Source organism: Brucella pseudintermedia (genome assembly GCF_008932435.1).
GTDB lineage: Bacteria > Pseudomonadota > Alphaproteobacteria > Rhizobiales > Rhizobiaceae > Brucella > Brucella pseudintermedia.
This window is the reverse complement of sequence record NZ_WBWE01000002.1, coordinates 106,937-121,042: the sequence shown is the minus strand read 5'-3', so window position 1 is coordinate 121,042 and position 14,106 is coordinate 106,937. Positions and strand designations below refer to the sequence as shown.

Sequence of the window (14,106 nt, the reverse complement as noted above, 5' to 3'; positions counted from 1 at the left end):
CCGCCTGGACGGCGGCGAAATCCTTAAAATGATCATTCCGGTTTGCCATACCCGCCGCCGGTCGGTGTGACGACAGTGAAGGCTTCGCCTGCCTCGAGAACAGTCTGGTCGCAATTGCCTAGGATTTCAACCGAACCGTCCTTGCGGCGCACCTCATTGCGGCCGATTTGTCCGGCTTCCCCGCCGTCAAGGCCGAAAGGTGCTACACGACGGTGACCGGAGAGAATGGCGAATTCCAGCGTCTTCAATGCGCGGATAGTTCGCTCGGTGCCGTCGCCAGCGTTCCATTTGCCCTTGCCGCCCGATCCTTCACGGATGTGGAAATCTTCCAGCAATACGGGGAAGCGAGTTTCAAGAATTTCCGGATCGGTCAGGCGTGAATTGGTCATATGCGTATGCACCGCATCTGCGCCATTGAAACCGGGACCGGCCGGCGCGCCCGAGCAGATGGTTTCGTAATATTGATACTCGTCATCGCCAAAGGTCAGATTATTCATCGTGCCTTGCGCTGCTGCCATGGCCTTGGTCGCGCCAAAGAGGCAGTTGGTAACGGCCTGACTGACCTCGACATTGCCAGCCACGACTGCCGCCGGATAGCGTGGCGAAAGCATGGAGCCTTCAGGTACGATAATCTTGATCGGGCGCAGGCAGCCCGCATTCATCGGAATATCGCCTTCGACCAGCACGCGGAACACATAGAGCACGGCTGCACGGGCAACTGGCTGCGGTGCGTTGAAATTGTCGGAGCGCTGCTCGGATGTGCCCGCGAAATCGACCGTGGCTTCACGCTTTTCCCTGTCGATCGTAATCCGCACTTGGATCTTGCAACCCTGATCCATTTCATAGGAGAAATGGCCATCCGGCAGCTTGTCCAGCACTCGGCGCACGCTCTCGGCCGCGTTATCCTGAACATGGCCCATGTAAGCCTTCACGACATCCTCGCCGAAAAGACCGATCATCTTTTTCAACTCGGCAACGCCCTTTTCGTTGGCTGCTATCTGCGCCTTCAGGTCGTTGACGTTCTGCGTCAGGTTGCGGACCGGATAGGTGGCCCCGGTAAGCAGATCGGCCAGCGCATCTTCTCGGAACGTGCCACGTTCCACTAGCTTGAAATTGTCGATATAGACGCCTTCCTGCTCGATATTCACCGCAAGCGGCGACATGGACCCCGGTGCGATGCCGCCAATGTCCGCGTGATGTCCGCGACTCGCGACCCAAAACCGGATTTCACGATTGTCATCATCGAATACGGGGGTGCAAACAGTGAGGTCGGGCAGGTGGGTGCCGCCATTATAAGGCGCGTTGATGAGGAACACATCGCCCGGCTTGATATCGCTGTTTTCGCGGATGGCGGTGGCGACCGATGCATCCATGGAGCCGAGATGCACGGGCATGTGAGGTGCATTGGCAACGAGATTGCCCGCAGCATCAAAAACAGCGCAGGAAAAGTCGAGACGCTCCTTGATATTGACCGAATAGGCGGTGTTCTGAAGCGTCACGCCCATCTGTTCGGCGATGGACATGAAGAGATTGTTGAAAATTTCCAGCATGACCGGATCGGCTTCGGTGCCGATGGCCGTGCGCGCGGGAAGCGCCTTGATACGCGTCAGCACCACATGGTCATGAGCGGTCAGACGCGCCTGCCAGCCGTCTTCGATAACGATCGTCTGGTTCTTCTCGATAATGATCGCCGGGCCGGTAACAGTCTGGCCGCGCTGCATCTGTTCGCGCAAGACAACGCCCGCATCGTGCAATTCGCCTTGCGAGAAAAAGCAGGTTCGCTTGGCGGTCGGAGCTTCCTGATCGCTGTCAAGCGACTGTGCGCTTTCGGTTTCACCCGCGCCGCCGCCAACGGCTTCCACCTCTACGGCGTCGATAACGAGAGCCTTGTTTTCGGCAACGAAGCCGAAACGGCGCTTATGAGCGGCCTCGAATTCGGCGCGAAGACGGTCGGCATTGTCTTCGGCGGGGAAAGTGGCTTCGACGGAGAGGACCGTATCGGTGCCAGCATAGCGGATGTGGGCACGCAGGTGCCGCTCAACAGCATCTGCTTCGATGCCTTGTATTGTGAGTTCGGCGACACATTCCTGCGCCAGTTCCTCACCCAATTCCTTCAACGCCTTTGGAGCGCTGATATCGAGTGGGACGCCGAGCGCTTTCTGGCGCGTGGCGCGAATATCAGCAAGGCCCATGCCATAGGCTGACAGGAGGCCCGACATTGGATGAAGAAGAATATTTTTCATGCCAAGCGCGTCAGCCACAAGACATGCGTGCTGGCCTCCAGCGCCGCCAAAGCAATTTAGGGCATAGCGCGTCACATCGTAACCGCGCTGGACGGAGATTTTCTTGATTGCCTCGACCATATTGGCAACCGCAATCCGGATGAAGCCGTCGGCCACCGCTTCAGGCGAACGACCGTCACCGATTTCGGCGGCGAGCGCGGTAAAGAGTTGGCGCACCCGCTCAACGTCCAGCGGCTGGTTCTGTTCGGGACCGAAGATTGCCGGGAAAAATTCCGGCAACAGCTTGCCCAGCATGACATTGGCGTCGGTAACGGCAAGCGGTCCGCCATTGCGATAACAGGCCGGTCCCGGATTGGCGCCTGCTGAGTCAGGACCGACACGGAACCGCCCGGCTTCATAATGCAGGATCGAGCCGCCGCCTGCGGCAACAGTATGGATCAGCATCATAGGCGCACGCACGCGCACACCAGCCACTTCGGTTTCGAAAGCGCGTTCATACTCGCCATCGAAATGGGCCACGTCTGTGGAAGTGCCGCCCATGTCGAAGCCGATGACTTTCGGGAAGCCGGCCGTTTCGCCGGTCCGGGCGAGACCCACAACGCCGCCTGCCGGACCGGATAGGATGGCGTCTTTCCCCTGAAACAGATCTGCTGCTGTAAGGCCGCCCGACGACATCATGAACATGACGCGCGCGCCGGTGCGCTCGACATCCAGCTCGTTTGATACCTGCGCAACGTAGCGGCGGAGAACGGGTGACAGATATGCATCAACGACAGTGGTGTCGCCCCGTCCGACCAGCTTGATCAGCGGCGAAACTTCATGGCTGACAGAGACCTGCTCAAAGCCAAGGTCGCGCGCAATGCGAGCAATTTCAGCCTCATGCGCCGGATACTTATAAGCATGCATGAGGGCAATCGCGACCGATCTGTAGCCCTGTTCCTTCAGTGAGGCCAGCGCGCTTTCGGCTTCCGCGAGATCAAGGGGCATCTCTATCGTGCCGTCAGCCTGTATACGCTCGTTCAGCTCGATGACCGTTGAGTACAAAGCGTCCGGCTTGAGGATTTCGGTCGCGAAGATGTTCTTGCGCTCCTGGTAGCCAATGCGCAGCGCATCGCGAAAACCCTTGGTGGTGATGAGCGCCAAGCGTTCGCCTTTACGTTCCAAAAGCGCGTTGGTGGCAACGGTGGTTCCCATGCGAACTTCGCCGATGACGCCGACGGGAACCGGTTCGCCGGTTTTCAGGCCGAGATGCAGGCGAATGCCATGAACGGCAGCATCCTTATAGGCGGATGGATTTTCGGAGAGAACCTTGCGTGCATGAAGCTGGCACTGTGGATCGCGCCCGATAACGTCGGTAAATGTGCCGCCGCGGTCGATCCAGAAATCCCATACTCCACGTCCCGTTCCGCTCATTATCGGCTCCCTCATCCAATGCAACCGGTGCATTTTGAAATCTTTTCAGAATTTCATAGTCCCACTTTATTGACAAAATGTCGATAAGATGGTGACATAAAATACACATAAATAAGGGAGCAGCAAGAATGGGGAAAAAAAGGGACAGTGAGGTAACTGCAGCGTTCTCTTCTGAGATTCGGGATGCGAGTTTCGAGGAGGTTGCGTTGCCGAAGCATCTGCGTCCTGTTGCTTCGATTGGCCCTATCGTTTCATCTGCTCACCTTGCTGATGGCGGTTCACCCGGAATGTCCGAGGTCGAATACGGCCTCATTCTCGCATCTCATGCCTTTTCCCGCTGGATGGTGCGTTGCATGGCTGCCGCAGGCTTGCCCGGCCTTTCCCCTATTGAAGTGCTTATTCTCCACTCGATCCGCCATCGTGATCGCGAGAAGAAGCTGGCCGATATCTGCCTCGTTCTCGATATTGAAGACACGCACATTGCCACTTATGCCATACGCAAGCTCGAAAGCGCCGGCTTGCTGACGACCGGCAAGGCAGCCAAGGAAAAAACGGTAAAAATCACCGCCAAAGGTGCCGAAGCTTGTGCGCGTTATGCGCAGATTCGGGAGCGTCTTCTGGTGCATTCCACAGCCAACGCACGCCCCTCGGAGGAAACGCTGTCGGAAGTGGCCGCACTTTTGCGTTTTATGTCCGGCGCATTCAATCAGGCCACGCGGTCTGCCATCACACTTTAAAAGGGTTGAAAGTTTGAGCGGAACCGAATTGAGCGAGCCAATTTCAAAACCTCTGCTGACTGTTGATGGTCTCAGTGTCGAATTTGGCGCGAGCCGCGTTGTTGATGACCTGAGTTTCTCGGTGTATCCGGGTCGCACGCTGGCCGTGGTGGGGGAATCCGGTTCGGGCAAGTCGATTACGTCGCTTTCCATCATGCGCCTTGCCGATATGAGCGGCGCAAAATTCCCCTCCGGTCGCATTTTGTTGGGCGGACGCGATCTGCTCAAAGCCGACCAGAAGACAATGCGGAGCATTCGCGGCAAGGAGATCGCCATGATCTTCCAGGAGCCCATGACTTCGCTCAACCCGGTCTTCACCATCGGCAATCAAATCTCTGAAGTTCTCATGCTGCACGAAGGAATGACGCAGCAGGCGGCGTTTGCGGAGGGTAAGCGTCTTCTGGAAATGGTGCGACTGCCGGATGCGGAAGGGCTGTTGAAGCGCTATCCGCACCAGCTATCCGGCGGCATGCGCCAGCGTGTCATGATCGCGATGGCGCTTGCATGCCGTCCGAAATTGCTGATCGCGGATGAACCGACGACTGCTCTCGATGTGACCATTCAGGCCCAGATACTGCACATTATCAGGGAATTGCAGCAAGAGCTTGAAATGGCGGTTATTTTCATCACGCACGATATGGGCGTGGTGGCAGAAATGGCTGACGATGTCGTCGTGATGTGGAAAGGCAAAAAGGTGGAGGAAGGGTCGGTCGGACAGATTTTCTCGAAGCCTGAACATGCCTATACCAAAACGCTTTTGTCAGCGGTGCCGAAGCTTGGCAGCATGACGGGTGAAGCCTTCCCTAAGCGAATGCCGGTCATGACCATGCGCGACGGCGTACCGATTTTAGCAGGTGAGGAGCGCATTCAGGATACTGCGCGCTACGATAGCAAGCCGTTGCTGTCCGTGGACGATCTCTATGTGCGCTTTCCAATCAAGAAGAACCTGTTCGGTAAGATCACGCATGTCTGCAACGCGGTATCGAATGTCGCTTTCGATATTTATCCGGGCGAGACCTTGGCGCTGGTGGGTGAATCCGGTTCGGGCAAGTCGACCATAGGGCGCACGATCCAGCAACTTCAGGCGCCACTGTCCGGAGACATTCACTTCAACGGTAAGGCTTATTCGGCAATGAGCGCCGCCGAACGCTACGCTATGCGCCGCGAAGTCCAATATATCTTTCAGGACCCCTTTGCATCGCTCGACCCGCGCAAGACGATAGGTTTTTCCATTGCCGAGCCTATCCGTACCCATGGTCTTCTCGACAATGACAAGGCGATTAATGCGCGCGTTGCGGAATTGCTGGAGCGTGTCGGTCTTGGGCCGGAACACGCCAAGCGTTATCCGCACGAATTTTCAGGCGGTCAGCGCCAGCGGGTCTGTATTGCGCGTGCGCTCGCTTCCAAGCCGAAGCTCATTATCGCCGATGAAGCCCTGTCGGCGCTGGACGTCTCCATTCAGGCGCAGGTCATCAATCTGTTCATGGACCTGCAGAAAGAGCACGATCTCGCTTATCTCTTTATCAGTCATGACATGGCGGTGGTCGAGAAAATGAGCCATCGCGTCGCGGTGCTCTATCTCGGCCAGATCATGGAGCTTGGCTCGCGCCAGCAGGTTTTCGAAACCCCATCGCACTCTTACACGAAGCGGCTTCTGTCGGCTGTGCCAATCGCCGACCCCACCGCACGGACGAGGCGGCCCGCACTGGAAGGCGAGATTCCAAGCACGACGCGTCGGATCGACGACAAGCCGAGGATCTATAGCCACCGTGAGGTCGCAGCCGGACATTTCGTGGCCGAAACCGTCTGAACCATAAAAGCTCACCAAAACCCAAAGGGGAAAACAATGATAAGAAAAACTTTTAAAGCCGTTCTCATGGCTTCCGCTCTTTCGGCCGCTGTGATTGCATCTGCTCCAGCGTTCGCTGCCGGAAAGCTGACCGTTTCGTCGCCGCAGGACCCCGGCAGCTGGGACCCGATCGACACGTTCCTCGTCAACTGGGCTTCTGTCGGCACCAACATTTTCGACGGTCTTGTTTATCGCGGCCCTGACCTGAAGATTGTCCCTGCACTCGCCACTTCATGGGAAGAGCTGAACGAGGGCAAGCGCATTCGCTTCCATCTGCGTGAGAACGTAAAATTCCACAACGGCGAGCCGTTCAATGCGGAGGCCGTCAAGTTCACCTTCGAGCGTCTGCTCGGCGATGAAGGCGCGAAGGGCCCGCAGCGTTCGAACTATATCGCCATCGAGAAGGTGGAAGTCATCGATGACAAGACCGTCGATTTTCATCTGAAAGCGCCGGACCCGGTTCTGATCACAAAGCTTGCCGGTTATGGCGGCATGATCGTTCCGCCGAAATATATTCAGGAAAAGGGCGACGATTATTTCAACATGCATCCGGTTGGCACCGGGCCGTTCAAGTTCGTTTCCTATGAGCCGAAGGTAAACATCAAGCTTGAGGCGTTCGCGGACCACTGGGGTGGCGCGCCGAAGCTTTCAGAACTCGAATATCGCTTCATAACCGAGCCTTCGACCGCTGTTGCCGAACTTCAGGCCGGTCGCGTCGATCTGGTCATTCCGCCGACCATCCCGATCGGCATGATCCCGACTATTCAGGGCGATCCAAAGCTGGAGCTCGTCACCGCCTCGGGGCCGACGGTTTATGCCTTGCGCTTCAATACGGCTGACGGCATCACCAAGGACGAACGCGTGCGCAAAGCGCTGATTATGGCTGTGGATCGCGATGCGATCATCCAGTCCATTCTGGCCGGGCAGGCGGAAGCGATTGCAAGTTTCCAGGGTTCTCTGTCCTTCGGCTTCGATCCGGACATGAAGCCGCTGCCTTACGATCCGGAAGGCGCGAAGAAGCTCCTCGAAGAAGCGGGCGTTCAACCCGGTGCAACCGTGCAGATTGATGTGCGTGGGCAGGACGCAAGTTTCAACGAAGTTGTGCAGGCCATCGCAAGCTTCCTGCAGATGGTCGGCATCAACGCCACCATCAAGCCTTACGATACCAATGTCCTGCTGAACGACATCATCCCGCAGGGCAAGACAGGCGCCATGTTCCAGCAGTCCTGGGGCGGCTGGACCTTCGACTACGACAACACTGCCTATTCGATGTATCATTCCGGCGAGAAGTGGAATCCTTACGACAAGGACGAAAAGCTCGACAAGATGCTGGAAGCGCAGCGTTCGGTTCTTGATCGCGGCGAGCGCGAGAAGCTCCTGCAGGAAATCGCGCATTACGCTGCCGGTCGCGCACTGGAAATGCCGCTCTACAATCTCAAGGCGATCTTCGGCGTCAACAAGCGCGTGAAAAACTTCGTGCCGGTTCCCGACAGCCGTCTGCGTCTGACAGACGTCACCGTCGACTAAGCAAGAATGACAATACGGCAAGCCGGATATGTCCGGCTTGCCGCAGCATTTCGGAGGCGCACTGGTGGCCGGATTTCTGATCAAACGAACTTTGCAGGCGTTGTTCGTGCTCGTCGCAATGACGCTGCTTGTCGCTTTCGCGGTCCGCCTTACGGGCGATCCGGCTTTGATGTTGACGCAAGGCGCGGGCAGCATCACCGAGGCCGATCTTGCGCGTATCCGCGAAGGTCTCGGCCTCAACCAGCCGTTTTTCGTTCAGTACTGGCAGTTCCTCCAGGGGCTGTTCACGATGGATCTGGGGCGCAGTTTCCTCGGCGGCACGCCCGTATCGACGCTGGTGGCTGGCGCTTTGCCTGCTACGCTGATGCTGGCTTTCGCTTCACTGTTCGTTTCCATTGTGATTTCGGTTCCGCTTGGGATCAAGGCAGCCGTGTCGCGTGGTAGATGGGCCGATCAGTTGATCCGCATCTGCTCGCTTGTGGGGCTGTCGTTTCCGAATTTCTGGCTGGCGACCATGCTGGTGTTGCTGTTCGGAATCTCGCTGCAATGGCTGCCACCGAGCGGCATGAGTGGTGTTGCAAGCTTCATCATGCCAGCGCTCACCATGGGCATCATCCTGACCGCAACGAATGTTCGTCTCGTGCGCACGGCGATGCTGGAGACGTTGCAATCGCAATATATCATGGTGGCGCGCGCCAAGGGGCTAAGTGAAAACAAGGTTCTCTACAAGCATGCGCTGCGCAATTGCGCCATTCCGCTGATCACCTATCTCGGCCTTCAGTTCGGCGGTCTGCTGGGCGGCATTGTCGTGGTGGAACGCGTGTTCAACTGGCCGGGCATGGGCACGCTTGCCTTCGATGCGGTGGCCGGGCGCGATTATCCTGTCCTGCAAGCCACCATCGCGATCCTTTCCATGCTGATCATCGGCGTCAATCTTCTCGTGGACATCGCCTATGGCCTTGTCGATCCGCGTATTCGCACGGAGTAGGACCATGGCAACCAAGACCTCATCCGTTCTGTTTTCGCGTTTTGCGAGCCTGGAATTCATCGTCGGCGTCGTGTTGACCGGCTGCATTTGTCTGGCGGTGATTTTTTCCGGCTATCTGTTTCCGGGCGGCGCCAACAAGATTGATCTCTTGGCGCGCCTGACGCCGCCATTTGTTAATCCCGCCCATATTTTCGGCACCGATCCGCTGGGGCGCGATGTGCTGGCACGCGTCGTTACCGGCGGCAAGATTTCGCTGTTCGTCGGTTTCGTTTCGGTGATCGGCTCCGTCGTCATCGGCACGATCATGGGTCTTGTCGCCGGTTATTATCGCGGCTTCTGGGACATGGCACTGATGCGCTTTGTCGATGTGCAGCTTGCCATGCCGTTCATCCTGCTCGCGATCACCGTGATGGCTATTCTGGGGGGCGGGCTGTTCAACACCATCATTTTGTTGATCGTGTCGCAATGCGTGCAATATGCGCGACTGGTGCGGGGGGCCGTGCTCTCGCTACGCGAGCGCGAATTCATCCTGTCTGCCCGCGCTATCGGCGTAAAGGACTGGTGCATCATCTTCCAGCATCTGCTGCCGAACCTTCTCGGCCCGGTGATCGTGCTGATGACGCTCAATGTGGCCAACAACATCCTTCTGGAATCAAGCCTGACCTTCCTCGGCCTCGGTGTCGATCCGACCATTCCAAGCTGGGGCGGCATGCTGGCCGATGGGCGTACCTATCTTCAGACCGCATGGTGGGTGAGCATTTTCCCAGGCCTCGCCATTCTCTTCACCGTGCTTGGCCTCAATCTCCTTGGAGATTGGTTGCGCGACAGCCTCGACCCAACCGGCAGGACTTCCCGATGAACATGCTTTTTGAGAAAACCTACCCGCGTACCGTTCAAGCGCTCGTTGAACGCTTTCTGAAACCCGAAATGCGCGGTGCGAAGGTGGAAGCCTGGTTGTTCGATGACCAGCCGAGCCGTTTCGCCGCCGAAACGAAGCTGCGCGAGGCAGGGGTCGAGGCACGGTTCCGTTCTGCCTATAAGCCGCTCCTGCATTTCTTCCTCGAAGAAGTGGACGGCGCCGCGCTAAAGTCAGCTGCGATCCGCTATCCGCGTCACGATGCCTGCGTGCAGAACCGTTTCCTGCTGGAGACCTATCCGCTGTCCGCGCTGCTGCCGAAGACCGATGTGACTTTCGCGGCTTCAGGTAAAGACGACTTTCAGTACGAAGTCGATCTGGTCTTTGCCGATGGCCATAGCGAGAGCCATCGCGTTTTTGCACCGAACCGGGTGCATGTGGATTTCATCGGCGAAACATTGGTATCACCCACCGGTTGGCTGACTGTCACGCAGAACGGTAAGACCGAAAGCACGCGCTATGAAACATCCTATGAAAAACTGTTTCATGACACGATCTCAACGATCGCGGCGCATGATTGGAAGCGTGGCGAACCCTATTTCGATGAGCTGAACATCGCGGTCAGCCTGCCAATCACCGATCGTCGCCTGCCCTACGATGAGGAAAGGCTGAGCCTCACCGAAGCCATGCACGAGGATATCTATTTCTCGCTGCTCGAGGTTTTCCAGAAAAAGTCCGGCCGCCCGGTGGGGGACCGCGGCTTGCAGCCGGGCCAGATCGTGCCGGAAGTCCGTTTTCGCGATGCAGAACCGTCAGTCAAAGTGGAAACACGTCCGCTTTCTACCGACGACGCTTTGACGGCCGAGCAGGCTCTAGAAACGGCGCAGGCGCCGTTATCCGCGGATCAAATCAAGCGTGAGCTTGCCGCGCTCGGTGGCCGGTCCTTTGAGGCAACAAGCCGCGCAGGCCGGGCTGTTCGCGCGACCTACATCCAGGGCAGCGATGCGGCGATGATGATCAGCGCAGGCCAGCATGCCAATGAGACAACCGGTATCGTCGGCGCACTGCGTGCAGCCAAGCGGCTTGCGGCGCGCGAAAATGCGCATTTCACGATCTCTCCCCAGGAGAATCCTGACGGCTACGAGATCCATAAACGGCTCTGTGCATTGCAGCCGCATCATATGCATCACGCCGCCCGCTATACGGCACTCGGTGATGATCTGGAATATCGCAGCGGCGAAGGGCTTTACGAAAAGGCCATTCGTGTCGAAGCTGAAAAGCGGACCGAGGCGAAACTGCACGTCAACCTGCATGGTTATCCATCGCATGAGTGGACGCGCCCACTATCGGGCTATGTGCCCCGTTCCTTTGCCATGTGGACGCTGCCGAAGGGGTTTTTCCTCATCATCCGGCATCACGCTTCATGGGAAAGGCAAGCCGAGGAACTGATAGACCGGGTGACGAAGCATCTTGCGGCTATTGACGGGCTGGTTGCGTATAATAACGCCCAGATCAAGCTTTTTGAGCAGCATGCGGGCGAAACGGGTTTCCGCATCATCAATGGTTTCCCGTGTCTCGTCGGTGTTGACGATCGGCATAGCGTGCCGCTGACGCTCATTACAGAATATCCGGATGAAACGATTTACGGTGATGCGTTCGTCCGAGGGCATACTGCGCAAATGGAAACGGTGCTGGCATCGTACGACGCCTTGCAGGCACTGTTTCCATCGGATGCGGTTGCTTAAAGATAATAGACGCCGATACGCTTGCCGCCAATGATTTCGACGGCAATCTCCATCTCGTAAATGTCTCCGAGGATTTCCGGATGAATGAGTTCGTCCGGGCTTCCTTGATAGGCTACCTTACCGTGGCGCATGGCAACTATATGGTCGGAATAGCATGACGCGAAATTGATGTCGTGCAGAACCAGAACGACGGTTTTTCCAAGTTCATCCGCAGCCCGGCGCAACAGCTTCATCATTGAAGCGGAATGCTTCATATCGAGATTGTTGAGCGGTTCGTCCAGTAGCACATAATCCGTGTCCTGGCAGAGAACCATTGCTACGAAGGCACGCTGACGCTGTCCGCCGGAAAGCTCATCCAGAAAGCGCCCGCTCAAATCCTCAAGGCCGAGATAGCCGATGGCCTGTTCGACGTGTTTGCGATCATCGTTGTTCGGCCTGCCTTTGGAATGGGGATAACGGCCAAAGGTTACGAGGTCGCGCACGGTCAGGCGGGAGTTGATTGCATTTTCCTGCCGCAGGATCGACAGGCGTTTTGCCAGCACGTCGCCCGATGTGGTGGAAACGTCGAGCCCATCTACCGTCACCCGGCCTTTGTCCATTGGCAGGAGACGACTTACCATCGAAAGCAGCGTGGATTTTCCCGCTCCATTCGGCCCGATGATCGAGGTTATGCCGCAAGCAGGCAGTTTCAGTGTCACATCATCGACGACCAGCGTGCCGTTGTAGGATTTACTGACTTGGCTGATTTCTATCAACGCGCGTGCCCCCTGACGAGAAGGATGATGAAGACAAGGCCGCCCAGAAACTCGATAATGATGCTGAGTGCGGAGTTGAACGAGAAGACACGTTCAAGAATGGTCTGTCCGCCGACGATGCAAAAGATCGCAAGCAAGACGGCTATCGGCAGGATAATCCGGTGCTTCGCTGAGCCGGCAATCATGTAGGCCAGATTGGCCACCAGCAAACCGAAGAAAGTAATGGGCCCGACCAGTGCGGTGGAAACGGAAACCAGCACCGTGACCATGAACAGGACCTTGCGCACGATCCGCCGATGGTTGACGCCTAGATTGATTGCTGGATCGCGCCCGAGAGACAGGACGTCAAAGACGTGAATAAAGCGCAGGCCGTAAAGCGAAACTGCAACGACGATGACGGTCGACATAATCAGAATATCGCTGTTGATGCTGTTGAAGCTGGCGAAAAAGCGATCTTGCAGCACAGCGAAAAGATTTGGATCAAGCATTCGCTGCATCAGGTTGGAAATGCTGCGGAAAAACACGCCGCAGACAATACCGACAAGCATGACAAGATGCAGGCTGCGCGTTGCGCCTGAGAAGAGCCAGTAATAAAGCGTTCCGGCGAAAACCACCATAATCGCGGTTTCTGCGAGAAAACGAATGTTCGGCCCGAGCCAGTCGATATGGACAGCGCCGAAGAAGAAGACCACCACGGTCTGGATCAGGATATAGAGCGCATCGAATCCCATAATTGAGGGAGTCAGGATGCGATTGTTCGTGACAGTCTGGAACAACACTGTCGAAACCGCAATCGAATATGCAACCAGCGCCATGGCGGCAAGTTTGGTGCCGCGAAAGGACAATATGAAGGACCAGCTTCCCTTTGCGCCGATCGTCATGAATGCGGCGACTGTAAGTAATGTAAGCACACAAAGCAGTGAGAGGTTCAGGGCAGGGCGCTTAAGCAAGGCGTGAACCTCGCCGCAAAAGAAGATAGAGGAAGATGACGCTTCCAATGACGCCCATCATTGTGCCTATCGGTATTTCATAAGGGAAGCGGACCAGCCGACCCACGATGTCACAAGCGAGAGCGAGCCCGGCGCCAAGTACCGCAACCCAAGGCACCGCGCGGCGCATATTGTCACCGATGAACATGCTGACGACGTTGGGAACGATGAGTCCCAGGAAAGGTATCATGCCAACAGTGACCACGACTGATGCGCTGACCATGGAAACAATGACGAGGCCAAGTGTGACCACGCGACGATAGTTGAGACCAAGATTGGTGGTGAAGTCCTCGCCTAAACCCGCGACCGTGAAGCGATCGGCGGCGATATAGGCGATTATTGTCAGGGCGAAGGCGAGCCAAAGTAACTCGTAGCGCCCGCGAAGAACGCCGGAAAAGTCGCCGGTCGTCCAGGAATTGAGCGATTGCAGGAGATCAAAGCGATACGCAATGAAAGTGGTGATCGCATTGACAACACCACCAAGCATGATGCCAACCAAGGGCACGACAAGAACGGAACGTAGTGGAATTGTACGAAGAATACGGAGGAATAGGGCTGTTCCGGCAAGTGCTGTGACGGATGCAACCAGCATTTTGCCGATAACGGGCGTTTCAGGTGCAAACAATATGACCAGAAGAATGCCGAGACCTGCGGATTCCACTGTGCCGGCCGTTGACGGTTCAACGAAACGGTTTCGCGTCAGCATTTGCATGATCATGCCTGAAACGGCCATGGACATGCCCGCCAGAATGATTGCAAGGGTGCGCGGGATGCGGCTGATAAGCAGAACTTCGGTGGCACGGTCGGTGCTTCCTGCGCCGAAGAGCGTTCCCAGCGATACCTCGCTGACGCCAATGAACAGGCTGATGACAGCCAGTATGGCAACAACGATTACGGCTGCTGCAAGTCCCTTCACACTCATTTCCCGTTCTATTGCCTGATTACGGATTCGGGCCACCGATGGC

General features: G+C 56.8%; 10 protein-coding genes. 6 read left to right on the top strand and 4 right to left on the bottom strand.

Translation table 11 applies throughout. From position 1 onward, the window contains the following. Positions 1-32 precede the first annotated feature (32 nt). Positions 33-3,671, bottom strand: coding sequence for a hydantoinase B/oxoprolinase family protein (locus F9K78_RS03120; protein WP_174813347.1), 3,639 nt, complete (start codon positions 3,669-3,671; stop codon positions 33-35). A gap of 113 nt (positions 3,672-3,784) precedes the next feature. Between F9K78_RS03120 and F9K78_RS03115 the strand changes: the two genes are divergently transcribed. From F9K78_RS03115 to F9K78_RS03090, 6 genes are all read left to right on the top strand, one after another. Continuing rightward, entirely contained in the window at positions 3,785-4,393 is a 609-nt protein-coding gene (locus tag F9K78_RS03115) for a winged helix DNA-binding protein (RefSeq protein ID WP_162995366.1), read from the top strand. Between the two features lie 13 nt (positions 4,394-4,406). After that, positions 4,407-6,242 carry an ABC transporter ATP-binding protein gene (locus F9K78_RS03110; protein WP_121985303.1) on the top strand — a complete coding sequence of 612 codons (1,836 nt, stop codon included), beginning with the start codon at positions 4,407-4,409 and terminating at the stop codon, positions 6,240-6,242. Between the two features lie 36 nt (positions 6,243-6,278). Next, the gene (locus tag F9K78_RS03105; RefSeq protein ID WP_122066802.1) at positions 6,279-7,808 is read left to right on the top strand and encodes an ABC transporter substrate-binding protein; all 1,530 of its coding nucleotides are present in this window, start codon (positions 6,279-6,281) and stop codon (positions 7,806-7,808) included. A 64-nt stretch (positions 7,809-7,872) separates the two neighbouring features. Next, positions 7,873-8,796 carry an ABC transporter permease gene (locus F9K78_RS03100; protein ID WP_151682046.1) on the top strand — a complete coding sequence of 308 codons (924 nt, stop codon included), beginning with the start codon at positions 7,873-7,875 and terminating at the stop codon, positions 8,794-8,796. Positions 8,797-8,800: 4 nt separating this feature from the next. Beyond that, complete coding sequence (locus F9K78_RS03095) at positions 8,801-9,655, top strand: ABC transporter permease (protein ID WP_121985305.1); 855 nt, start codon at positions 8,801-8,803, stop codon at positions 9,653-9,655. Continuing rightward, positions 9,652-11,397 carry a M14 family metallopeptidase gene (locus F9K78_RS03090; RefSeq protein WP_121985306.1) on the top strand — a complete coding sequence of 582 codons (1,746 nt, stop codon included), beginning with the start codon at positions 9,652-9,654 and terminating at the stop codon, positions 11,395-11,397. Before F9K78_RS03095 ends, F9K78_RS03090 begins: the two co-directional genes overlap by 4 nt. Here the strand turns inward: F9K78_RS03090 and F9K78_RS03085 are convergent. From F9K78_RS03085 to F9K78_RS03075, 3 genes are read right to left on the bottom strand one after another with little or no spacing between them, the layout of a single operon-like run. Continuing rightward, positions 11,394-12,152 carry an iron ABC transporter ATP-binding protein gene (locus tag F9K78_RS03085; RefSeq protein ID WP_121985307.1) on the bottom strand — a complete coding sequence of 253 codons (759 nt, stop codon included), beginning with the start codon at positions 12,150-12,152 and terminating at the stop codon, positions 11,394-11,396. The two genes, F9K78_RS03090 and F9K78_RS03085, sit on opposite strands and share 4 nt — an antisense overlap. Beyond that, positions 12,149-13,102 (bottom strand): iron chelate uptake ABC transporter family permease subunit, encoded by a 954-nt coding sequence (locus tag F9K78_RS03080; protein WP_121985308.1) that lies wholly within the window; start codon positions 13,100-13,102, stop codon positions 12,149-12,151. Before F9K78_RS03080 ends, F9K78_RS03085 begins: the two co-directional genes overlap by 4 nt. Next, on the bottom strand, positions 13,095-14,057 hold the full coding sequence (locus F9K78_RS03075) for an ABC transporter permease (protein WP_121985309.1): 963 nt from the start codon (positions 14,055-14,057) through the stop codon (positions 13,095-13,097). Before F9K78_RS03075 ends, F9K78_RS03080 begins: the two co-directional genes overlap by 8 nt. Positions 14,058-14,106: the final 49 nt, after the last annotated feature.